Origin of the sequence: Pigmentiphaga sp. NML080357 (assembly GCF_002188465.1) — a bacterium.
In the GTDB taxonomy this organism is placed as follows: Bacteria; Pseudomonadota; Gammaproteobacteria; order Burkholderiales; family Burkholderiaceae_B; genus Pigmentiphaga.
This window is the reverse complement of record NZ_NINW01000003.1, coordinates 314,306-334,965: the sequence shown is the minus strand read 5'-3', so window position 1 is coordinate 334,965 and position 20,660 is coordinate 314,306. Positions and strand designations below refer to the sequence as shown.

Annotated in this window: 22 protein-coding genes and 1 pseudogene; 7 read left to right on the top strand and 16 right to left on the bottom strand. The window is 64.7% G+C overall.

Annotation, left to right across the window (positions count from 1 at the left end):
• Positions 1–125: 125 nt before the first annotated feature.
• From CDO44_RS01765 to CDO44_RS01750, 4 genes and pseudogenes are all read left to right on the top strand, one after another.
• A pseudogene (locus CDO44_RS01765) lies at positions 126–335 on the top strand (transposase); the annotation flags it as partial.
• Between the two features lie 2 nt (positions 336–337).
• Complete coding sequence (locus tag CDO44_RS01760) at positions 338–1,246, top strand: TniB family NTP-binding protein (protein ID WP_000393453.1); 909 nt, start codon at positions 338–340, stop codon at positions 1,244–1,246.
• Entirely contained in the window at positions 1,243–2,460 is a 1,218-nt protein-coding gene (locus tag CDO44_RS01755) for a TniQ family protein (protein ID WP_087778396.1), read from the top strand. The genes CDO44_RS01760 and CDO44_RS01755 overlap by 4 nt, the downstream gene beginning before the upstream one ends.
• A 60-nt stretch (positions 2,461–2,520) precedes the next feature.
• On the top strand, positions 2,521–3,135 hold the full coding sequence (locus CDO44_RS01750) for a recombinase family protein (protein WP_005303904.1): 615 nt from the start codon (positions 2,521–2,523) through the stop codon (positions 3,133–3,135).
• An 87-nt stretch (positions 3,136–3,222) separates the two neighbouring features.
• Here the strand turns inward: CDO44_RS01750 and CDO44_RS01745 are convergent, their stop codons facing one another.
• From CDO44_RS01745 to CDO44_RS01735, 3 genes are read right to left on the bottom strand one after another with little or no spacing between them, the layout of a single operon-like run.
• Positions 3,223–5,139, bottom strand: a complete 1,917-nt coding sequence (locus CDO44_RS01745; protein ID WP_087778435.1) for a cytochrome c/FTR1 family iron permease — start codon at positions 5,137–5,139, stop codon at positions 3,223–3,225.
• 48 nt (positions 5,140–5,187) lie between these two features.
• Complete coding sequence (lspA, locus tag CDO44_RS01740; RefSeq protein WP_087778395.1) at positions 5,188–6,279, bottom strand: signal peptidase II; 1,092 nt, start codon at positions 6,277–6,279, stop codon at positions 5,188–5,190.
• Positions 6,276–8,684 (bottom strand): heavy metal translocating P-type ATPase, encoded by a 2,409-nt coding sequence (locus CDO44_RS01735; RefSeq protein WP_087778394.1) that lies wholly within the window; start codon positions 8,682–8,684, stop codon positions 6,276–6,278. The genes lspA and CDO44_RS01735 overlap by 4 nt, the downstream gene beginning before the upstream one ends.
• 85 nt (positions 8,685–8,769) lie before the next feature.
• Between CDO44_RS01735 and cadR the strand changes: the two genes are divergently transcribed.
• Positions 8,770–9,189 (top strand): Cd(II)/Pb(II)-responsive transcriptional regulator, encoded by a 420-nt coding sequence (gene cadR, locus CDO44_RS01730; RefSeq protein WP_087778393.1) that lies wholly within the window; start codon positions 8,770–8,772, stop codon positions 9,187–9,189.
• 239 nt (positions 9,190–9,428) lie between these two features.
• Here the strand turns inward: cadR and CDO44_RS27550 are convergent, their stop codons facing one another.
• Positions 9,429–9,926, bottom strand: coding sequence for a porin (locus CDO44_RS27550; protein WP_158213187.1), 498 nt, complete (start codon positions 9,924–9,926; stop codon positions 9,429–9,431).
• Between the two features lie 154 nt (positions 9,927–10,080).
• Here CDO44_RS27550 and CDO44_RS01720 point away from each other — a divergent pair, with 154 nt between their 5' ends.
• On the top strand, positions 10,081–10,608 hold the full coding sequence (locus CDO44_RS01720; protein ID WP_158213186.1) for a hypothetical protein: 528 nt from the start codon (positions 10,081–10,083) through the stop codon (positions 10,606–10,608).
• Here CDO44_RS01720 and CDO44_RS01715 read toward each other — a convergent pair.
• The 4 genes from CDO44_RS01715 to CDO44_RS01700 all read right to left on the bottom strand — a co-directional run bounded on the left by CDO44_RS01715 (position 10,605) and on the right by CDO44_RS01700 (position 13,029).
• The gene (locus CDO44_RS01715; protein WP_087778390.1) at positions 10,605–10,871 is read right to left on the bottom strand and encodes an Ada metal-binding domain-containing protein; all 267 of its coding nucleotides are present in this window, start codon (positions 10,869–10,871) and stop codon (positions 10,605–10,607) included. The two genes, CDO44_RS01720 and CDO44_RS01715, sit on opposite strands and share 4 nt — an antisense overlap.
• On the bottom strand, positions 10,868–11,392 hold the full coding sequence (locus CDO44_RS01710) for a methylated-DNA--[protein]-cysteine S-methyltransferase (RefSeq protein WP_087778389.1): 525 nt from the start codon (positions 11,390–11,392) through the stop codon (positions 10,868–10,870). Before CDO44_RS01710 ends, CDO44_RS01715 begins: the two co-directional genes overlap by 4 nt.
• Before the next feature lie 111 nt (positions 11,393–11,503).
• Complete coding sequence (locus tag CDO44_RS01705) at positions 11,504–12,232, bottom strand: bifunctional 2-polyprenyl-6-hydroxyphenol methylase/3-demethylubiquinol 3-O-methyltransferase UbiG (RefSeq protein ID WP_087778388.1); 729 nt, start codon at positions 12,230–12,232, stop codon at positions 11,504–11,506.
• A gap of 17 nt (positions 12,233–12,249) precedes the next feature.
• Positions 12,250–13,029 carry a class I SAM-dependent methyltransferase gene (locus CDO44_RS01700; protein ID WP_087778387.1) on the bottom strand — a complete coding sequence of 260 codons (780 nt, stop codon included), beginning with the start codon at positions 13,027–13,029 and terminating at the stop codon, positions 12,250–12,252.
• Between the two features lie 68 nt (positions 13,030–13,097).
• Here CDO44_RS01700 and CDO44_RS01695 point away from each other — a divergent pair, with 68 nt between their 5' ends.
• Positions 13,098–13,436 (top strand): tRNA-binding protein, encoded by a 339-nt coding sequence (locus tag CDO44_RS01695; protein ID WP_087778386.1) that lies wholly within the window; start codon positions 13,098–13,100, stop codon positions 13,434–13,436.
• On the opposite strand, the gene CDO44_RS01690 is transcribed toward CDO44_RS01695, so the two are convergent.
• The 8 genes from CDO44_RS01690 to CDO44_RS01655 all read right to left on the bottom strand — a co-directional run bounded on the left by CDO44_RS01690 (position 13,433) and on the right by CDO44_RS01655 (position 20,650).
• Positions 13,433–13,975 (bottom strand): GNAT family N-acetyltransferase, encoded by a 543-nt coding sequence (locus tag CDO44_RS01690; RefSeq protein WP_087778385.1) that lies wholly within the window; start codon positions 13,973–13,975, stop codon positions 13,433–13,435. The genes CDO44_RS01695 and CDO44_RS01690 overlap by 4 nt on opposite strands.
• A 77-nt stretch (positions 13,976–14,052) precedes the next feature.
• Positions 14,053–15,633, bottom strand: a complete 1,581-nt coding sequence (locus CDO44_RS01685; RefSeq protein WP_087778384.1) for a class I adenylate-forming enzyme family protein — start codon at positions 15,631–15,633, stop codon at positions 14,053–14,055.
• Positions 15,630–16,253 (bottom strand): 2-hydroxychromene-2-carboxylate isomerase, encoded by a 624-nt coding sequence (locus tag CDO44_RS01680; RefSeq protein WP_087778434.1) that lies wholly within the window; start codon positions 16,251–16,253, stop codon positions 15,630–15,632. Before CDO44_RS01680 ends, CDO44_RS01685 begins: the two co-directional genes overlap by 4 nt.
• 5 nt (positions 16,254–16,258) lie before the next feature.
• Positions 16,259–17,224: a tripartite tricarboxylate transporter substrate binding protein gene (locus CDO44_RS01675; RefSeq protein WP_087778383.1), complete on the bottom strand. Its 966-nt coding sequence runs from the start codon at positions 17,222–17,224 to the stop codon at positions 16,259–16,261.
• Positions 17,225–17,394: 170 nt separating this feature from the next.
• Complete coding sequence (locus tag CDO44_RS01670; protein WP_087778382.1) at positions 17,395–18,219, bottom strand: IclR family transcriptional regulator; 825 nt, start codon at positions 18,217–18,219, stop codon at positions 17,395–17,397.
• A gap of 30 nt (positions 18,220–18,249) precedes the next feature.
• On the bottom strand, positions 18,250–18,969 hold the full coding sequence (locus CDO44_RS01665) for an aspartate/glutamate racemase family protein (RefSeq protein WP_087778381.1): 720 nt from the start codon (positions 18,967–18,969) through the stop codon (positions 18,250–18,252).
• A gap of 1 nt (position 18,970) precedes the next feature.
• Positions 18,971–19,870 (bottom strand): ABC transporter permease, encoded by a 900-nt coding sequence (locus CDO44_RS01660; RefSeq protein ID WP_087778380.1) that lies wholly within the window; start codon positions 19,868–19,870, stop codon positions 18,971–18,973.
• 3 nt (positions 19,871–19,873) lie between these two features.
• Positions 19,874–20,650 (bottom strand): ABC transporter ATP-binding protein, encoded by a 777-nt coding sequence (locus CDO44_RS01655; protein WP_087778379.1) that lies wholly within the window; start codon positions 20,648–20,650, stop codon positions 19,874–19,876.
• Positions 20,651–20,660 lie beyond the last annotated feature (10 nt).

Below are 20,660 nucleotides of genomic sequence, written 5' to 3'. Positions count from 1 at the left end.
AAGTGTTGCGCGTCAAGGGCAACTGAGCAATGGGCAGGCACGACCCGCGACCGTAGCGTGCCTGTCCATCACGAGTTTCTTTGCGGTGCTTAGCGTACGATTTTTTCCGTTTTCTGAGACGACCCCTGTTTCGCATGATCGGCCAGATGCGCGAAATCGTGTCCACCGCGCAGAAAGCTACGCGCAAGGCGCGGCGCGACGCGGATCGACGCCAGCATCTCAAGGCAACGGCAGTTCTTTTCAAAACCACGCCACCACCGGACGCGGACATGGCTGACCCGCAGGCAGACAACCAGCCACCTGCCAAACCGTTCGACCAGATTGAGGAGTGGTAGCCGTGGAAGAATATCCCATCATCGACTTGTCCCACCTGATGCCGGTGGCCCAGGGCTTGGCCCGTCTTCCGGCGGACGAACGCATCCATCGCCTTCGCGCTGACCGCTGGATCGGCTATCCGCGAGCAGTCGAGGCGCTGAATCGGCTGGAAGCCCTGTATGCGTGGCCGAACAAACAACGCATGCCCAACCTGCTGTTGGTCGGTCCAACCAACAACGGCAAGTCGATGATCGTCGAGAAATTCCGCCGCACCCACCCGGCCAGCTCCGACGCCGACCAGGAGCACATTCCGGTACTGGTCGTGCAGATGCCATCCGAACCGTCGGTAATCCGCTTCTACGTCGCGCTACTTGCCGCGATGGGCGCGCCATTGCGCCCGCGCCCACGGCTGCCGGAAATGGAGCAATTGGCGCTGGCACTGCTACGCAAGGTCGGCGTGCGCATGCTGGTGATCGACGAATTGCACAACGTCCTGGCCGGCAACAGCGTCAACCGCCGGGAATTCCTCAACCTGCTGCGTTTCCTCGGCAACGAGCTGCGCATCCCGCTGGTCGGGGTCGGCACACGCGATGCCTACTTGGCGATCCGCTCGGACGACCAGTTGGAAAACCGCTTCGAGCCGATGATGCTGCCGGTGTGGGAGGCCAACGACGATTGCTGCTCACTGCTGGCCAGCTTCGCGGCTTCGCTCCCGCTGCGGCGACCCTCGTCGATTGCCACGCTGGATATGGCCCGCTACCTGCTCACGCGCAGCGAGGGCACCATCGGCGAGCTGGCGCACCTGTTGATGGCGGCGGCCGTCGCTGCCGTGGAGAGCGGTGAGGAAGCGATCAACCATCGCACGCTCAGCATGGCCGATTACACCGGTCCCAGCGAGCGGCGGCGGCAATTCGAGCGGGAACTGATGTGAAGCCAGCGCCACACTGGCCACTGCATCCGGCTCCCAGGGAAGGCGAAGCCTTGTCTTCGTGGCTCAACCGCGTGGCCCTTTGCTATCACATGGAGGTGTCCGAGCTGCTGGAGCACGATCTTGGTCACGGCCAGGTTGATGACCTGGACACCGCGCCACCACTGGCGCTGCTGGCGATGCTCTCCCAGCGGAGCGGCATCGAGCCGGACCGGCTGCGTTGCATGAGTTTCGCCGGCTGGGTGCCTTGGCTACTGGACAGCCTTGATGATCAGATTCCAGACGCATTGGAAACCTATGCGTTCCAGCTCTCGGTGCTGCTGCCGAAACTCCGCCGTAGGACGCGATCCATCACGAGCTGGCGTGCCTGGCTGCCCAGCCAGCCGATACATCGCGCCTGCCCGCTCTGTCTGAACGACCCGGCAAACCAAGCCGTACTGCTTGCATGGAAGCTGCCCCTGATGCTGAGCTGCCCGCTGCATGGCTGCTGGCTGGAATCCTATTGGGGCGTGCCTGGGCGGTTTCTCGGCTGGGAGAACGCCGACACTGCGCCGCGCACCGCCAGCGACGCGATTGCGGTGATGGACCGGCGCACCTGGCAGGCACTGACGACCGGCCATGTGGAGCTGCCGCGCCGACGCATCCACGCTGGATTGTGGTTTCGGCTACTACGCACGCTGCTCGATGAGCTGAACACCCCGCTTTCGACGTGCGGAACCTGCGCGGGGTATCTCCGCCAAGTCTGGGAAGGCTGCGGGCATCCGCTGCGTGCTGGGCAAAGTCTGTGGCGACCGTATGAAACCCTGAACCCGGCAGTACGGTTGCAGATGCTGGAGGCGGCGGCAACGGCAATCAGCTTGATTGAGATGAGGGATATAAGCCCGCCGGGCGAGCATGCAAAGCTGTTCTGGTCCGAACCCCAAACCGGTTTCACCAGTGGCCTGTCGGCGAAAACGCCGAAGCCCGAACCCGTCGATCACTGGCAACGGGCAGTCCAGGCCATCGATGAGGCCATCATTGAAGCGCGGCACGACCCCGAGACGGCACGCTCGCTGTTCGCGTTGGCTTCCTATGGTCGGCGCGATCCCGCTTCCCTGGAACAGTTGCGCACCACCTTTGCAAAGGAAGGCATCCCCCCGGAATTTTTGTCACATTACGAGCCTAATGGGCCCTTTGCATGTCTTAGACAGAATGACGGGTTAAGTGACAACTTTTGACGGTTAGAACTTTCCGGCGCATACTGTCACATAATCGAACGTATATGTGACAGGTATGACATGCTAATCGGCTACATGCGGGTATCGAAGGCGGATGGCTCCCAGGCCACTGACTTGCAGCGCGACGCGCTGATCGCCGCCGATGTCGACCCGGCGCATCTTTACGAAGACCAGGCATCCGGCAAGCGCGAGGATCGTCCCGGCTTGGCGAGCTGTTTGAAGGCGTTGCGTTCAGGGGATACCTTGGTCGTATGGAAGCTCGACCGGCTCGGGCGCGACCTTCGGCACCTGATCAACACCGTGCACGATCTGACTGGGCGTGGCGTCGGTCTCAAGGTGCTGAGCGGCCACGGTGCGGCCATCGACACGACGACCGCTGCTGGCAAACTGGTCTTCGGCATCTTCGCCGCACTGGCCGAATTCGAGCGCGAGCTGATCGCAGAGCGCACAGTAGCGGGCTTGGCCTCGGCGCGGGCGCGCGGTAGGAAAGGTGGTCGGCCTTTCAAGATGACCGCCGCCAAGCTGCGCCTGGCGATGGCGGCAATGGGGCAGACTGAAACTAAGGTCGGCGACCTGTGCCAAGAGCTCGGCATCACGCGACAGACCTTGTACCGGCATATTTCTCCCAAGGGGGAATTGCGCGCAGATGGAATACGACTGCTGTCCAAGATGTAAAAGAAAAACTGGCCTCTACATGGTCAGCACGGATTCGAGGATGACGGCGCTCATCGCGGCATCAATTCACCTATTCACGCCGTCAAATCAGCTTTTTTGTACTGCCATTTGACGCGATGACCGCGAATTGATCGTAAAAACCACCACAATGATGAATAACACAGCGAATTGCGCTGAGAGTGTTTGCCACGACGGATAGATGCCCAGCAGATCAATGCGTGGGATCGATATTGGGCTGGTATGCAATAACCCTGCTTCTTGCAGACCTGCGATGCCCTTGCCTGCCAAGACCACGGCAAGTATGGCCACCAGCAGTGAGCTGGCAGCGAAGAACTGGCCAATCGGCAGGCGCGCACTGGTGCGCAGCAGCACGACTGCCAGCAGGGCCAGGATTCCCATGCCAGTGCCCAAGCCCGCCAGCAGGGGCCAGCCATTTCCTTCTGTCCAGAGCGCTGCGTAGAACAGCACCGTCTCGAACACCTCACGGTAGACGGCGACGAAGGCCAGCGAAAACAAGAACCATGCCGTGCGCTTGTTGAGCGCCGAAGACAGCTTTTCCTTGAGGTAGACCTGCCAACGACCGGCAACGCTCTTCTGGTGCATCCACATGCCCACACCCAGCAAGACCACGGCGGCAAAGAGTGACGAAAAGCCTTCCGTTAGCTCCCGGCTTGCCCCACTGACGCCGACCAAGTAAGTTGCCACTGCCCATGTAATGCCGCCTGCGGCCAGCGCGGATGCCCAGCCTGCATGCACGTAGATCAATACGTCTTTCCGTTCGGCTTTCTTGAGAAACGCCAGCATGGCAACGACCACCAGCAGGGCTTCCAATCCTTCACGTAGCAAGATGGTTAACGCACCGATGAAGGCCGCCACGGCATCGTCGTCGGAGGGGGCAAGCACCTTGTCCGCTTCATCCAGCAAGCCGCGCAAATGCAGCTCCGCTGTCTGCACATCGGCAGGCGAACCATTGGCTATCAATGCCCGGTAGGACACCATCGCGGCTTCGATCTTCTCGAACAGCGGCCGATTGCGAGTGGCCAACGCCGGTTCGACCGGCTCGAAGCCATCGAGGTAAGCAGACAAGGCTAGCTTGGTCGCACCTGCACGGTCGTCAGCCAGCAATGCCGTCACGCTCTCACTGAGTTTGGCTTTGGCAATCGCGGTGCCCTTCGGACTGCTGATATTCAGCGCGCTCGGATTGGCGCGCAAATAGGCCGTCAGGGCTCTGGCGGAAGGCTCATCCAGCCTGTCCGCCAAGACATGCTCAGATGTTTGCGTCAGCACATCCAGACTGGCGAGCGTCTGGCGAACCTGCGCGTTGGCTTGCCAGAGCTTGGCTCCTTCGTCCTTGTCGCTTTGCGTATAAGGTAGCGTGCCAACAAAGAACGCCAATGCCCATCGGTCTTCATCCGACAACGCGCCAAAGCCCTGCATAGCGGTGCCCTGGACACCGTTGCTGATAATTTGGTATAGCGCGAATAAGCTGCGCTCGCGCGCCCGCATGTGATCGGCCAGCGCGGTCGGCTTGGGGTTGAGGGATGCCGCTAGGGGGCCATCACCGCGCCCTTGCTGACCGTGACAGGCCGCACACTGGGCCTGAAACAACTGCCCTCCCTTCGCTAAGACCGGCATGGCAGTCGGTGCGACTGGAAACGGGTACGCCTTTTGCACCGCACTGGACAGCGCGTGCGCCAGTTTTGCTACGCTGGCCGGATCGGCTTTGGCAGCTACCGCAGCACGCAAAGCGGTCGCTTGTTGCAACAAGCGACCCTTGTCGGTCTGGTCAGGTAATTCTCCCAGTTGACGTTCGGCTGTCGCTGAAAATTCCTGCATTTCAGCGTACTCCGACGCTTTCAGGACAGCACCGTTGGCGACCGCGCCGCCGTAATCGACGGCGACGTAGTCCAGAAGCTGCCAAATCTGTTTGGCTTTGAGTTCGGTGGTGTCGGCTGCGTAGCTTGGCCCGCCAATCAACGCGCAAGTCGCCAACAGCAAAGTCATCAGCCAGCGATAGGTTGCTCGGCAAGTCATGGAAACTCTCGGATTATATCATTGTGAATGATTATAATTCCCATTTGCGCCGGTGTCCACCGCCTTGCCTTGGGTTAGCATCTGCATGATGAGCAAAGCAGCACCCGATGTGATCGCCACATCTGCGAGGTTGAAGGCGGGCCAGTGCGCAAGTCGCCAATGGAAGTCAAGGAAATCAACAACCTGTCCACGCAGCACACGATCCGCGACATTGCCGAGCGCACCACCAAGGATCAGGCTGTAGCCCATCGCTTCGAGACGTGGCCGTTGCTGGCACAGCATGCGCCCCAGCCAAGCAGAAACAGCCAGACCCAGCGTGATGAAAAAGTAACGTTGCCAGCCACCAGCGTTCGCCAAAAAGCTGAATGCCGCACCCGGATTCAGGACATGAACGAGGTTGAAAAACGGGGTGATTTCGACTTGCTCACCGTAGGCAAACGTGCGGATGATGGCGAACTTCGTGAGCTGATCGGTCATGACAGCACTGGCGGCCACGGTGAACCAGACCCAAGCCGATGTGCGGCGGGCCGATTGCCACACAGGGGCGGCCAACGGCAGCAACCACCCGGCGAGTGCCGTGCAGCTCCATCCCAGCGTCCACCCCGCCAACACATCGGCCGGAAAGTGCATTCCGGCCGCGATGCGCGACCAGCCGACCAATGTGGCGTACAGCATTAAACTGAGACGACCACGGCGGCCCATCAAAGGCCAGAGCGCGCCGACCACCATCGCGGCATAGGTGGCATGCCCGCTGGGCAGGCTGTAGTGAAGCTCTTTGTCCCCGATGACGCGCGCCAGGTCGCCAAGGACGGCAGGCGGGCGTGGAAAGTCGAACCATAGCTTCAAGGCGGTGGCGACCAATAACGCCAGCAAGAAGGCCGCGCTAAAACCAATAAGGCGATGCCGAACGGCCGTACCACGCGCCGGGTTTGTAGCCGATTTCGACCACCACCACAGACCCAACAGCATCAGCGGCGCTGTCCAGTAACTTCCCACGAGGCCAAAGAACCATGCCAGTGGTTTCAGCGTGGCGGGCGTGCCTGTGTTGATGGCTTGAAACAACGCGATGTTCAGGCCACCCCAGTCATAGAGAAAGAATTTCCAGCTCATCGGCGCAACAGCCTCAAGCCATTGCCAACGACGAGCAAGCTGGCCCCCATGTCAGCAAACACAGCCATCCACATGGTCGCGTGACCCGTGAAGGTGAGCACCAGAAAGACTGCCTTGATGCCAAGGGCCAGCACAATGTTTTGCATCAGCACCTGCGCCGTCGCACGCGACAGGCGCACGAAGGTCGGAATTTTGCGCAGGTCATCGTCCATCAGCGCCACATCAGCCGTTTCGATGGCGGTGTCGGTGCCAGCGGCTCCCATGGCAAAGCCGATATCCGCACGCGCCAAGGCCGGTGCATCGTTGATGCCATCACCGACCATGCCAACCTTGCCGCTTCGGGCCAGTTGCTCCACTTCGCGCAATTTGTCATCTGGGAGTAGGTTGCCTTTCGCACGGTCGATTCCGGCTTGTGCGGCAATGGCCTGTGCCGTGTGGGGGTTATCGCCGGTCAGCATCACGGTGTTGATGCCCAGTGCGTGCAGCTCGGCGATAGCGCTCCTGCTGCTGTCCTTGATGGTGTCCGCTACGGCGAATAAGGCATGTACCCCTTTTGCGCCTACCAACATCACGACGGTCTTGCCTGCGGTTTCCAGCGCAGCGATGCGCTGCTCCAGCTCTGGTGTGCACTGCCCCAGCTCTTCAACCATTCGGTGGTTGCCCAGATAGTAGGTCTCCCCGTCGATTTGGCCTTGCACACCCCGACCGGGCAGCGCGCTGAACTCGGCCACGTCGAGCAAGGCAACCCCATCCCGCTGCGCAGCCTGCGCCACCGCTTTGGATACCGGATGGTCTGAGCGGGCCGCCAGACTGGCAGCGATGCTGCGGCTATCGGAGGCGGCGAGTGCGTTGCCCCATGCGACAAAATCGGTCTGAGCAGGCTTGCCGTGCGTGATCGTACCGGTCTTGTCCAGAGCCAGCCAGCGCAGCTTGCGGCCTTCTTCCAGATAGACACCGCCCTTGACAAGAATGCCGTGGCGGGCAGCGGCGGCCAAGCCGCTGACGATGCTGACCGGCGTGGAGATCACCAAGGCGCATGGGCAGGCAACCACCAGCAGAACCAGTGCACGGTAAATCCAGTCCATCCATGCCGCGCCCATGAAAAGCGGGGGCAGCAGTGCGACGGCGATGGCTAGGGCGAACACGAGAGGCGTGTACCAACGGGCGAACTGATCGACAAAACGCTGGGTCGGCGCACGGCTACCTTGTGCAGCCTCTACCGCGTGAATGATGCGGGCCAAAGTGGAGTTGTTGGCCAAGGCGGTGACGCGGTACTCGAAGGAACCGGATTCGTTGATCGTGCCCGCAAACACCGGATCGCCGGGGGACTTCTCGACCGGGAGGCTTTCGCCCGTGATCGGGGCTTGGTTGACCGTGGAGCGTCCGTCTAGCACCACGCCATCGAGCGCGATGCGCTCACCCGGTTTGACCCGGACTCGGCTGCCAATGGCGATTTGCTTGGCACTTACCTCTCGCCAAGTGCCGTCAGGCTGCTGCACCGTGGCCTGCTCCGGGGTCAGGTCGAGCAGTCCACGGATGGCGTTACGGGCGCGATCCAATGACTTGGCCTCGATCACCTCGGCCAGCGCGAAGAGCACCATTACCATCGCAGCTTCGGGCCAGTGGCCGATGAACATAGCACCCGTGACGGCAATCGACATCAGGGCGTTCATGTTGAGGTTACGGTTCTTGAGCGCGATCCAGCCCTTCTTGTAGGTGGACAGCCCCCCCGTCAAGACCGCGACAAGCGCCAGAATGACGACCGACCAATGATTGCCGTCGTGGAACCAGTAGACCGCTTCGGCCGCCGATGCAGCGATGAGGGAAATGCCGAGCGGCCACCAGTTGGTCGGCGTTGTCACAGGGGACGCGGATGGCGACGCGGCCACGGCCTTGTCCTCGACCTGCGCCTCGAATCCGAGCGCTTGTAGTGCCACAAGCACATCCGGCAGAACCCCGTCAGCATGGCGTACCGACAACGTGCGCTGCATCAGGTTGAAATCGAGACCGGTAACCCCGGCCACGGTGCCGAGCTTGTTGCGGATCAATGCTTCCTCTGTCGGACAATCCATCTTGGCAATGGACAGCTTGGTTGTCTGCCCAGCCGACGCCTCATCCATGCGCACAGCTTGCATGCCGATGGCCTTCAGTGCCTGTTCAACGGGAGACAGCGAAGGCAATTCGTGCCGCACGGTCAAGGTACGCTGCATCAGGTTGAACTCAAGACCAACCACACCCGCCAGCCCAGCCAGCTTGCCTCGGATCAGCGCCTCTTCCGTGGGGCAATCCATGTTCTCGATGCGGTACACCGCTTGAGCCGATCCGGTTGCCAGCGGGGCTTGTGCCGTGGGTTGGATGATTGGCCCAGTCGAGCAGCCACACCCCTTTGAAGCGCATTCGCTCATGGATAACTCCTTCAAATCGTCTATTCAGCCCCCATTAAAAACTCTATAGTCGCTATAGAGTCAAGTGAAAAATGGAGATTGAGGCATGGAAATCAGAATTGGCGACCTCGCCAAGCGCTCCGGGTGCGAGGTCGTGACCATCCGCTACTACGAGAAGGAAGGGCTGCTGCCGAAGCCAGCGCGCAGTGGTGGCAACTTCCGGTTGTACGGCGATGTACACATCGAGCGTTTGCAGTTCATCCGCCATTGCCGTTCGCTTGACATGACGCTGAGCGAAATCAGGATACTGCTGGGCCTACGAGATAACCCTGCTCAGGACTGCGGCGACGTCAATACACTACTGGATGCCCATATTCGTCAGACCGAAGATCGCGTCGAAGCGCTGTTGCAATTGAAGCGGCACTTGCTCTCGCTGCGTGAAAAATGCTCGGGCGCTCGACGAATAGAGGCATGTGGCATCTTGCAAGGTTTATCAGATTGCAATCATCCGGGATGCAACGCATAGCATGAGTTGTTTCGCACGCCGACATTGGCCTGCGATTTTGGATTCGTGAGCGGCCTGCCTAATTGGCATCGGAGAAGGTCGTGCGGTTGACTTCTGATATTCCGTGCAGTCGTCTTCTGAAAATGACAGAAGGAGCTCTCGGCGGAACCCTTCATGACCTCGCCCGAGGAGTTCAAGCGCAACCTTAGGAAGGACTACGACATGCTGGGAGCGCTGATCGAGAGCAAGGGCATCACGCGCTAGAACGAGTGCCGCATCCCGACCTGGAAGGCGCGCGGATCGGAGACGTTGCCCGTGCCCACGCCGGTATTGGCGAACCGGCTGAGCAGATAGTTCGCGCCGTTCTTGTTGGCGACGTGCGCGTACTGCGCGTAGAGCGTCGTGCGCTTCGACAGATCGTGCTCATAGCCCAGCGTGATCTGCCGCGCATCGTTGCCCGAGGCGGCCGCGGGCCGGGATGCGCCCAGCAGGCCGAGGCTGCCCAGGATACGGCCGCTGGCCGTGACGTTGAAGGTGACGCCCAAGGTCCACAGGCCGATCCGCGCGTCGGGCGCCGCGCCGTTGTCGGTCCGGAACTGCCAGTAGCTCAGGTACAGCTTGGCGCGGTCCAGTGCGTAGCTGCCGCCGGCCATCCACTCATTCGTGGCGTGCACACCCCCGTTCAGCACGTCGACCCGGTTCCAGGCCAGGCCCAGCCGGGCGTGCCGGACTACGTCGCCTGGGCCGAGACCATGCATGCCATGTTCCGCCGCGGGTCGGAGCTTTCGGTGCACTTCAACTGGATCAGCGGCGACAACCCCGGCCGTACCCTGACGCGCCCGACCGCCCGACCGCCCGGCCGCCCGGCCGCTGCGCGAGGGCGACCTGATCCTCGGCGAAATCGAGGCGTCGGTGATCGGGTATCGCGCGCAGCGCCTGCCGGTGGTGGCGGTGAACCGGTGCCCGCCCGTCATCCGCGACCTGTCGGCCCTGCATGGCGACATGTACGCCGAACTGCTCGAGATCTTCCGCCCGGGCGTCACGGTACGCGAGATGATCGCCGCGACCGTCGACATCACGCGTCGCATCGCGCCGCGCAGCGGTCCGCTGGCCGGACTGCGGGCCTCGCTCATCCTGCACGGCAGAGGCCTGGGCGACGACCGTCCGCTGGTGCTCACCCGGCTGGGCGGCGATCCCTTCTACGGCGCGACCGAGCGCGCCATGGACGCGGCTTTTCCCGAGGACGGCGTCTATATATGCAAGCCCGCGATCTCCACGGCCGATGGCGCGTTCCAGTTCGCCTGGGGCGATACGGTACGCGTGACGGCGCGCGGCGCGCGGCGCATGGGAAAAATGCCGCACGGCGTGCAGGTGTCCGAGCCGGTGCCTTTTACGGATTGGCCGACCGACGTGACGGTGTATTCGCACCTGGACGGCTAGGCTCCCCGCCGCGCTGCCTTCCATGCCGCATAGGCGGCCGGCATGCAGATGCCGCATGGACGATATCCGGCCGCCAAGGCGTCCGACTCGCGCAGGAAGAACACCCGGTGCTCGACGTATCCGCCGCGCGCGATGGCCCGTGCGGCGGCCGGACAGTCCAGGCGGCCATATATCCTGCTGCGGCGGTGTCCGCCCCAGGCGCCCGGCTCGTCGCCGAGATAAGCCTTGCCGCCGGCGCCGACCAGGCGCCAGCGCTTCTTCATGCTCGAGCCGCCCCGGCCAGCGCGCCTTCATGCGCCAGCAGCCAGCGCTTGCGCGCCAGGCCCCACGCATAGCCCTTGAGCGCGCCGTCCTTGCCGATGACCCGATGGCAGGGCACGACGATGGCGAGCGGATTGGCGGCGTTGGCGGCGCCGATCTCGATGGCCATGCGGGGATCGGCGTAGCCCAGGGCGCGAGCCAGTTCGCCGTAGCTCGCCGTTCGTCCGGCCGGAATGCCGCGCAGCGCGGCCCAGACCTGGCGCTGCAAGGCGGTGCCGGCGGTCGCGGTCGGAATGTCGTCGAGCGCGGCCAGGTCGCCTTCGAAATAGCGGACGAAACGGGCGGCGATGCCGGCCGGCGCAGGCCCTTCGGCGGTTTCGCATTGCCCATAGCGCGTGCGCAGGCCGCGATGCAAATGACCGTCGTGGTCCTGGAAATCCACCGCGCGCAGCAAGCCCTGCGCGTCGATGGCCAGGCGTAGTCCACCCAATGGCGAGTCCAGGCGGGCAAGTCGGAGTTTCATGATGGAATCCTTCAACCGGGAAAGCGGCGACGTGCCGCGATGGTTGTCACTCTAGGCCCCGGGAAAAGGCCGTGCACTCCGGCTCTTGCGTTTGAATTCCGCCGCGGTCCTTCAAGCCGAGGCCGCCATCAGCAGCATCATCGGCCGATCGCGTTCCTCGGCCAATTCGGGCTGAGTGGCCAGGTCTTCATCCGATGGGCCCCATTCCACCAGCCTCGTGACCGTGAATCCCGCCTCGTCGAGCAGCCGGAACAGCGTGCCTATCGTCCGGTGCTGCTTGACCACGCCTTCGGCCAGCCAGTTGGTGGTGCGCGGGCCCTCGACCTGGTAGCTGTCGATCGGCCAGGTCTTGCGGCCGTCGGCATCCACGCGCCATCCCGGATGGCGCGACGCCATGTAGATCGGATGCTCGATGGAGAAGACGAGGCGGCCCGCCGGCCTGAGCGAGGCGTGGATGGCCGAGAACAGGCCGGCGAGGTTCTCGATGTAATGGAAGGTCAGCGAGCTGTACGCAAGATCGAACGCCGCGCGGGGCAGAGAGGGCCGCTCGAGATCGGCCCGCTGGTAGACGATGCCGTCGCCGGCCGTGAGCTCGCGCGCGCGGGCCAGCATCCGGTCGGAAACGTCGAGCGCCAGCACGTTGCGCGCGCCATGTTCGCGCGCCCAGCGGCTGAACCACCCATAGCCGCATCCCAGATCGACGACGGCCTGGTCCCGGACATCGCCCACCATGTTCCGCAGCGCGGGCCATTCGGGAGCGCCGGCAAGCCCGTGGATGGATCGGTTGAGCCGGCTATAGCCTTCGAAGAATGCCGGATCGTCGTAGATGTTCTGGGTCATGGTTCTTCGGCTTCTTGCTAATCCGCCCTCGCCACGCAATAGGCGGCGGTATCGTAGGGAACGGTCACGACGGCGCGATCGCGCAGCTCGGGTTCGGCGGCGATCAGCGCCCGCAGCCGTTCATCGACCAGCGCCTTCTTTTCCGGCGGCAAGGCCGAAATGAAGCTGGTCGAACGCACCCGGTTCAGGATGACGTCTTCCGGCGAGCCGGTGTGGCCGTTGGCGTAGTGCCGCTCGTCGATCGGTCCGAAGCCCGGATGGGGAAACGCCTTGCGCCAGGCGCCGGTGTAGTAGCGAGGCGCGTCGCCTTCGAACTCGTTGACGATGCGGTCCATCTGCGCCACCCAGGGCACGCGGGCGTCGCGCATGTTCCAGACCAGCCCCAACCGGCCGCGCGGCTTGAGCACCCGGTGGATCTCGCTCAAGGCCTCGGCCGTTGCGAACCAGTGGAAGGCCTGGGCACAGACCACGACATCGACGCTGGCATCGGGAAGCGGGATGGCCTCGGCCGTGCCGACCAGCGGCCGGACCTCGGGCTGGGCCGCCGCGAGCTTGTCCAGCATGGCGGCAACCGGCTCCACCGCGATCACGCTTGCCCCCGTGGCGAGCAAGCGAGGCGTGAACTTGCCGGTGCCGGCGCCCAGGTCCAGCACAGTGGCGCCGGCCCGCAGCCCCAGCGTGTCGCGCAGCCACGCGGCGATCTCCGGCGGGTAATCGGGGCGCCCGCGGACGTAGGTGTCGGCCCCCTTGGCATAGCCGTCGGCGGCGGCGTGATGAATGGCGGGTGTGCTGTCCATGTGTGCTCTCCGGTGAAGCGCAGGGGCGATCTGTTTTACCATGCGCCTTTGCTTGGCAAGGAAGCGACATGCAGGAAATCGGGTGGGACGACTTCATGAAGGTCGAGCTGCGCGTAGGCCGCGTGGTCAGTGCTTCGGTATTCGCCGAGGCGCGCAAGCCCGCCTACGTGCTGCACGTGGACTTCGGCGAAGAGATAGGGGTGCGCAAGTCCAGCGCGCAGATCACCCATCACTACCAGCCCGATGAGCTGGTGGGCAGGCTGGTCGTGGCGGTGGTGAACTTTCCGCGCAAGCAGATCGGGCCGTTGATGTCGGAATGCCTCGTGACGGGTTTCCACGACGCGAACGGCCATGTGGCCCTGTGCGTGCCCGACAAGGACGTGCCGCCAGGAACGCGCCTGCTCTAGCGGCGCGCGAGCCATTCCTCGCGCGTGATCTCCCATATCTCGGTGGGCAGCCGCCCGGATACATAGCCGCGTTCTTCGGTGGCGACGATGCGCATGCCGTTGCGCGCCGATATCCTGCTGGACGGGATGTTGGTCGCCGCCTTCGGCACCCTCAGCCTGGGTTTTTCGAGCACCTCGAACCAGTAGGCGGTGACGGCTTCGCTGGCCTCGGTCATGAGGCCCTGCCCCTGCCATTCCGGCACCATCCAGAAGCCGCGGTTGTTGTCCGGGTCGTCCATGAGACTGATCACGCCGATCAGCAGGTCCGGCTCCTGCCTGGGGCGCAGGCTCCAGTGCCACTCGCGGCCTTCGGCCATGGCCGGCAGCGCCGCGTCGCGTACGAAGGCGAGCGCGCCGTCGCCGGGATAGGGCCAGGGTACGCGGTCGGCCAGAAAGCGCACGATTTCCCAGCGCGGGAAGGCCTGCTGGATGGCGGGGGCATCGGCCAGCGTCAAGGGCTGCAGCACCAGGCGCGGCGTGGCGAGGGTGGGAACATGCATCGCGGTATCCTGTGAGCAAGACAGTGTATTGCAGCCACACAAGCCTCCGGACCCGGGATGGGGCAATCGCACGGGCGTTACCGCTTGCCCGTTTCCGATGCGGCCAGTTCCCTGAGCCTGGCTTTCGATATCTTGCCTACGCCGATGCGGGGGAAATCCTCGACGAAGACCACTGCCTGCGGCACCTTGTATTTGGCGAGCTCTCGCCGGCAGACCGCGACGATGCGCTCGGACAGGCCCGGGCCGCCGTGGCTGCCGGAGGCCAGCCTCACGAAGGCGACAGGAACTTCGCCGTATGCCGCATCCGGCCGGCCAACCACGGCAACTTCGCCAACCTCGGGGACGCCGCGTATGACCCGCTCGATCTCGGCCGCCGATACCCCTTCGCCGCCCACCTTGAGCAGGTCCTTGGCGCGGTCGCCGAACTGGATCGAGCCGTCGTCGTGCAGCAGCACGCTGTCGCCCGTCTTGAAGTAGCCATCGTCGAAGGCGTCCCGCGTCGCCTGGGAATTGCCGAAGTATTCCGCGAAGAGCGTGACGCCAGGCACGCCGCGGATGAGAAGGTGGCCGCGTTCCCCCGGCCGGCAGTCCCGGCCATGGTCGTCGACGATGCGCACGCCGTAGCCTGCCGATGCACGACCGATGGCGCCCGGGCGCGGCGGAGACCATGGATCGGTGACGATGCCCTGGGCCACCATTTCGGTCATGCCCCAGGCGCCCATCATCTTCAGGCCGAAATGGGTTTCGTGTTCGGGCTGCCACAGCGCGTTGCACCATTGCCGGAAGGCGTGGCCTTGCGGGACCGGCATGCCGGCCAGCACGTTGGCGCTGAAGATGACGTGCGATCCCACGGTGCAGCGGTGCTCCAGCGCAACGGGCCAATAGCGGCTGGCCGAGAAACGCGGCTGCAGGACGACGGTTGCGCCGGCCCAGAGCGCCGGAAAGACGGACCATGACAAGCCGACCACGTGAAACAGCGGCAGGAATACGTGATAGATGTCGTCGCTGCGCAGGCCTTGCTGCATGGCCCCCAGCCTGCCGGCCCACAACGCGTTGGCATGGGTCCACAGCACGCCCTTGGGCCTGGACGTGGTGCCGCTCGTGAACAGCACGGACAGGGGCGCCGATGCATCGGGCGGCCGCCGCGCCACGGGCGAGGCCAGCAATGCGGCGTAGCGTTCGTCGGGCTTGGGGGCGGTAGCAAGGTCCGCAGGCTGGCCGGCGTCGTCGTCGGTGATCGCCAGCCATTCCAGCGCATGGCAATGGCTTCGGATCTTGTCCGCGAACTTCGGCTGGGTCACGGCGCCCCGGGCCCCGGTCAGCTCGGCGAAGTAGGCCAGCTCGGGACCGGCGGCCATGGCGTTGGTGGGCACGCAAACCGCGCCCAGGTACGCACAGGCGAAATACGTCAGCAGGAACTCCGGGCAGTTCTCCAGGTGCATCAGCACCCGGTCCCCGGCTCGTATGCCGCGGGCCGTCAGTCCGCCGGCCAGGCGTTCGACCTGGCCCGCGAACTCGGCATAGGTCCAGGCGCGCGATGAGCCGGGCTCCGATGCCCAGATCAGGAAGGGATGGCGGGGGCGCTCGGCGGCCTTCTTGCCGAGCAGTGCGGCCAGGTCCTGGCCGGCGAATTGCAACAGGGCATCCGGGTGTGTCATGGCGCGGGGTCCCACGAACCGTATTTGAGCCAATGCTCGAGCATCCAGAGACGGTCCACGCCCCAGATGGGCTGTCCGTCCACGATGAAAAAGGGCACGCCGAAGACTCCCGCGGCGACGGCATGGTCCACTTCTTCCCGAAGCTGCGCCTTGATCTCGGGCGATTCCATGCCTTGGCGCAGGGCCGACGCATCCAGGCCTTGCAAGACCGCTTCTTGCAGGACGGCTTCGGTGGTGGAAATGTCTTCCCCCCGGGCCCACAGCTTCGCGCAGATGCCTTTGGCAAAACGCGCGGCTTGCGCGGCGTCGCGCCGCTTCAGCCAGAGGAACGCGCGCAGCGCGCGGATCGGCGACACGTCCGGGTGGCGAAGCTCGCATATCGGCACGTTCATCAGGCGCGCCATCCGGCTCTTGTCCTGCCGAGAATAGTCGGACTTGAGCGGCGTGGCCGGAACGGGCTTCAGGCCCATCACCTGCAACACCGTGACGCTCAATAGCACGGGCCGCCAATCCACCTGCCGGCCGTAGCGCTCCGCCAGCGCCTCGATGCGGGTCGAGGCCAGGTAGCCGTAGGGAGAGATGGGATCGAAATAGAACGCGATGGGAGACCCGCGGTCCATGGTGGTCACAGCTTTTCGATCCCCGCGCTCTTCACGATGTCGCTCCATCGTGTGAGTTCGCTCGCGATCAGCCGCGAGAACTCCGCCGCCGTGCTGGTCTCCGGATCCAGGCCCATGCCGGCATAGCGCTGACGTACTTCCGGCAGCGCGATGACGCGGTGCACCTCACGCTGCAGGCGATCGACGATGGCGGGCGGCGTGCCGGCCGGCGCCAGCAGTCCCTGCCATAACTGCATATCGAGGCCCTTCAGTCCCATGCTGGTGAAGGTCGGCACGCCGGGAAACGAAGGATGTTCGCTGCGGGAAGTAATCGCGATGGCCTTGAGCTTGCCGGTCTTCAAGCCGGCGCCGATCGAGATCGAGTCGGAAATGGTCGCCAGCACATCGTTGGCGAGCGCGGCATTCACGGCGTCGGTGCTGCCCTTGTAGAGAATTTCCTGGAAGCGGGTGCCGGCTTGCAGGTTGAGCTGTTCGCCGATCAGGCGGAACGGCGCGGCCGCGGACGAGTAGTTGGCCTTGTCCGGGTGTGCTTTCGCATAGGCGAGCAAGTCGGGCAGGGTCTGCGCGGGACCACTCTTGTTCACGGCCATCAGCACCGGCAGCGAGGCCACCAGCGAGATGGGAGCGAAATCTTTCGCGGCGTCGTACTTGACTTCCTTGTACAGCGCGGGATTGATGGCCAGCGCGCCGCTGGCGCCCAGAAGAATGGTGTAGCCGTCGGGCGCGGCCCGCGCCACGTACTCGGTCGCGATCATCGAGGCCGCGCCGGGACGGTTCTCCACGACGACCTGGACGCCGAGTCCCTCGGACATCTTCTGCGCCAGCACCCGCGCGAGGATGTCGCTGCCTCCTCCTGCCGTATAGCCCACCACGAGACGGACGGGACGGCTAGGGTAGTCGCTCGCGAAGGCGGGAGCGTGAGCGAATGCGGCGAGCACGACGGCTCCCGCCGACAGGCGTAGGCAAGGCATGGCGTCTCCTGGATCATTGGTTGCTCATGCTCGGATCGGCGATCGCGGGCAGGGCGCTGCTTTGCGGGCAGCATCCGGAAGAAATAATATAAGGTATCCTTACAATGAAGGGAACAAGGGGGAACCCTAGCGCATCGATGCCGCGCCCGCGCGCGTCAGGCGCTCCGCTTCTACGCCTCTTCCGGCTTCCACCCGATCGACCGCGACACGCCCCGCGTTTCCTCCACCAGCGCGGTGGCGATCTCCGCCGGACTGGGCACGATGGTCTGCCCGGGCGGCTCCCGGAAGATGAGCGTGATGACGGTGGAAACCGTCCCCTGGTAGTCGAGGATGGGGGCGGCCAGCGCCGACAGGTTGCTGACGTAGTGGCCGTGCCCTTCCGCATAGCCCTGCGTGCGCACCGTCTGGCACAGGCGCTCCACGTCGCCTGGGCCGATGCGCTCGCCGCGCGCCTTGGCGCGCGTGATTTCTTTCTGGATGAAGGGCTTGGTAATGGCGTCGGGCAGGTGGGCCATGAAGACCAGCCCCGAGGCCGAGGTCAGCACCGGGAACACCGAACCCAGGCCGAGGTCGGTGCCGATCAGGAAGGTGCTGCGCTTCAGGCGTATGCAGGTCGGCCCCGATTCGCCCCAGACGCACAGCAGTCCGGTCAGGTCGAAGCGTTCGCAGATGCGGTCGAGCGCCTGCGAGGCGAGCGTGAAGACATCGGTCTTGGTCATGGCCGATACGCCCCAGCGCAGCGCGCGGGGACCGAGGCCGTAGTGGCCGGTGGCGGGATCCTGGACCACCAGGCCGGACTTGGCGAAGCTCGTGAGATAGCGATGCGCCTGGCTGGCCGAGATGCCCGCCTCCTTGCCGATGTCGCGCAGCGGCAGCGAGCCGGTGGCGGCCGCCAGGGCGTCGATCACACGCACGCCGACTTCGACGGATTGGATGCCCTTTTTCTCGCGCACGACCGGCGCGGCGGCGTTCTTTTGCGGTTTCGATGCGGGCATGCGCGACAACCTGTCAATGAGGAAATGAGGTCACGGGGGTGCGCCGGACGCGCCGAGTGCCCATTCGACCGCTGCCTCGGCATGCAGCCGGGTGGTGTCGTAGCAGGCCAGCGACGGCGCGGCGCCGTCCAGCAGCAAGGGCAGCTCGGTACATCCGACGATGACCCCTTGCAGGCCGGCGAGCCGCATTCTATCAATGACGGCCAGCACGCGCTGGCGGGAGCGGTCGTCGATGCGCCCCTGGGTCAGCTCGTCCATGATGATGGCGTCGAGCATCGCGCAGTCCTCGGCGGCGGGCGGAACCACTTCGATGCCGTGGTGGTCGCGGTACCAGTCCATATAGAAGGACGACGTGGTGACGTGCCGGGTGCCGATCAGCCCGACCCGGCGCAACCCGCCCGCCTTCAGCGCGGCCGCGGTGGGCGTGCCGATGTGCAGCAGCGGCAGGCCGACGGCGCGTTCGACCTCGTCCGCGAAGCGATGCGCCGTATTGGCCGTCAGCAGGAAGAAGTCGGCGCCGGCCCTCGCGAGACGGCGGCCGGCCTCGGCAACGGCGCCGGCGACGTCCGCCCAGCGGCCCTCGCCGCCGGCCTGCAGCAGCGACTCGAATTGCAGGGTGACGAGCACGCTGGCGGCATTGCGATGCCCGCCGCATCGCCGCTGCATGGTTTCGTTGATCAAGCGGTAGTAGAGGGCGGACGACTCCCAGCTCATGCCCCCTATGAGTCCGATGAGGCGCGTTTGCGGCATCTTACAGTCCTCCCATGACGCCGGCCCGCTTGCGCAGGCCGGGCAGCGCGAGCGTGGCGATGACGAACAGGCCGGTCAGGAATTTCAGGTCCGAGGGGTGCAGGCCGCTCGCCAGGCCCAGCGACACCAGTTGGTAGTACACCATCGATCCGATCACCGGCGCGCACACCTGCCGCGCGACGGTGTGGCGGCCGATCAGCGCCTCGCCGACGATCAGCGAGGCCAGTCCGTTGATCAGGATGCCGAAGCCCATGGTGACGTCGGCATAGCCTTGCTGTTGCGCCAGCAGGGCGCCGCCGCCGGCCACGATGGCGTTGGCGAGCGCGAAGCCGCCGATGATGAAGCTGGCCGACCGGATGGACAACGCGGGCGCGAGCCGGTCGTTGGCGCCCACGCAGCGCATCGACAGGCCGACCTCGGTGCGGAACAGCCAGACCAGCGCCAGGACGCCGAGCAGCGCCAGCGCGCCGAACACCGCGACCTGCCAGCCGTTGGATAGCAGGATCGTCTCGGACACCGCATCGAAGACATTCTGGCCGGCGGGCATGGATACGTTGGGCTTGCCCAGCACGCGCAGGTTCACGCTCCACAACATGGTGAAGACCAGGATCCCGGCCAGCAGCGAGTGGATGCGGAATCGCAAGTGCAGCCATGCGGTGGCGGCGCCCGCCAGCGCGCCGGCCGCCACCGCCAGCAAGGTCGACGTGTAAGGGTCCAGGCCGGCGATGACCAGGGCCGCCGCCAGGCAGCCGCCGAGCGGCAGGCTGCCTTCGCAGGTCAGGTCGGGCAAGGACAGGATGCGGAACGGAATCATGATGCCCACCGCCACCGTCGAATAGATCAGGCTCTGGACGACGGTAACGGGTATCAGGAACCAGAAGCTCTCGAGTATTGCCATCATGGGTCAGCTCAGCATCATGCGGTCGTCCGCGATATGGAAACGTTCTACCAGGTCGGCCACGCCCAGGCCTTGCTTGTCGGCGGCGGACAGGTCGGCGCGCACCGCGCCGCCGGCCATCATGACGATGCGGCTGCCGTATTGCAGCGCATGTTCCATGTTGTGCGTGACCATCAGCGTGGTCAGGCGCCGGGCCGATACCAGCCGCTGCGTAGCCTCCATGACGGCGGAGGATGTGCGCGGGTCGAGCGCGGCGGTGTGCTCGTCGAGCAGCAGCACCTGCGGGGTTTCCAGCGTGGCCATGACCAGCGCGAGCGCCTGGCGCTGGCCGCCCGAGAGCAGGCCGGCGCGGGCGGTGAGGCGATCCTCCAGGCCGAGGCCGAGCCCGGCCAGGGCGTGGCGGTATCGTTCCCGGCGGTGGCCGGTAAGCGCCTGGCGCCAGCCGCGCCCGCGGGCGCGCATTTCAGCCAGGACCAGGTTTTCTTCCACCGTCAGCATGGGCGCCGTGCCTATCATCGGATCCTGGAACACCCGTGCCACGCAGCGCGAGCGGCGGTATTCGGGACTGCGGGTCACGTCCCGGCCGGCGATCTCGATCAGGCCCGAATCGGGCTGCAAGGCGCCGGCCACCAGATTGAGCAGGGTGCTCTTGCCCGCGCCGTTACCGCCGATGATGGCGACGAACTCGCCCTCGGCCACCGCGAGGTTCAGGTCGCGGGTGGCGGTCTTGGCATCGGGCGTGTCGGCGTTGAAGGTCTTGTGCAAATGGGCGATGCGTATCATGGCGCGCCGC

Bases quoted from the DNA above. Each gene is read 5' to 3' on its own strand.
- CDO44_RS01750 (WP_005303904.1), top strand. From the start codon at position 2,521: ATGCTAATCGGCTACATGCGGGTATCGAAGGCGGATGGCTCCCAGGCC.
- CDO44_RS01745 (WP_087778435.1), bottom strand. From the start codon at position 5,139: ATGACTTTGCTGTTGGCGACTTGCGCGTTGATTGGCGGGCCAAGCTAC.
- lspA (WP_087778395.1), bottom strand. From the start codon at position 6,279: ATGAGCTGGAAATTCTTTCTCTATGACTGGGGTGGCCTGAACATCGCG.
- CDO44_RS01735 (WP_087778394.1), bottom strand. From the start codon at position 8,684: ATGAGCGAATGCGCTTCAAAGGGGTGTGGCTGCTCGACTGGGCCAATC.
- cadR (WP_087778393.1), top strand. From the start codon at position 8,770: ATGGAAATCAGAATTGGCGACCTCGCCAAGCGCTCCGGGTGCGAGGTC.
- CDO44_RS27550 (WP_158213187.1), bottom strand. From the start codon at position 9,926: ATGCATGGTCTCGGCCCAGGCGACGTAGTCCGGCACGCCCGGCTGGGC.
- CDO44_RS01715 (WP_087778390.1), bottom strand. From the start codon at position 10,871: ATGAAGAAGCGCTGGCGCCTGGTCGGCGCCGGCGGCAAGGCTTATCTC.
- CDO44_RS01710 (WP_087778389.1), bottom strand. From the start codon at position 11,392: ATGAAACTCCGACTTGCCCGCCTGGACTCGCCATTGGGTGGACTACGC.
- CDO44_RS01705 (WP_087778388.1), bottom strand. From the start codon at position 12,232: ATGACCCAGAACATCTACGACGATCCGGCATTCTTCGAAGGCTATAGC.
- CDO44_RS01700 (WP_087778387.1), bottom strand. From the start codon at position 13,029: ATGGACAGCACACCCGCCATTCATCACGCCGCCGCCGACGGCTATGCC.
- CDO44_RS01695 (WP_087778386.1), top strand. From the start codon at position 13,098: ATGCAGGAAATCGGGTGGGACGACTTCATGAAGGTCGAGCTGCGCGTA.
- CDO44_RS01690 (WP_087778385.1), bottom strand. From the start codon at position 13,975: ATGCATGTTCCCACCCTCGCCACGCCGCGCCTGGTGCTGCAGCCCTTG.
- CDO44_RS01685 (WP_087778384.1), bottom strand. From the start codon at position 15,633: ATGACACACCCGGATGCCCTGTTGCAATTCGCCGGCCAGGACCTGGCC.
- CDO44_RS01680 (WP_087778434.1), bottom strand. From the start codon at position 16,253: ATGGACCGCGGGTCTCCCATCGCGTTCTATTTCGATCCCATCTCTCCC.
- CDO44_RS01675 (WP_087778383.1), bottom strand. From the start codon at position 17,224: ATGCCTTGCCTACGCCTGTCGGCGGGAGCCGTCGTGCTCGCCGCATTC.
- CDO44_RS01670 (WP_087778382.1), bottom strand. From the start codon at position 18,219: ATGCCCGCATCGAAACCGCAAAAGAACGCCGCCGCGCCGGTCGTGCGC.
- CDO44_RS01665 (WP_087778381.1), bottom strand. From the start codon at position 18,969: ATGCCGCAAACGCGCCTCATCGGACTCATAGGGGGCATGAGCTGGGAG.
- CDO44_RS01660 (WP_087778380.1), bottom strand. From the start codon at position 19,870: ATGATGGCAATACTCGAGAGCTTCTGGTTCCTGATACCCGTTACCGTC.
- CDO44_RS01655 (WP_087778379.1), bottom strand. From the start codon at position 20,650: ATGATACGCATCGCCCATTTGCACAAGACCTTCAACGCCGACACGCCC.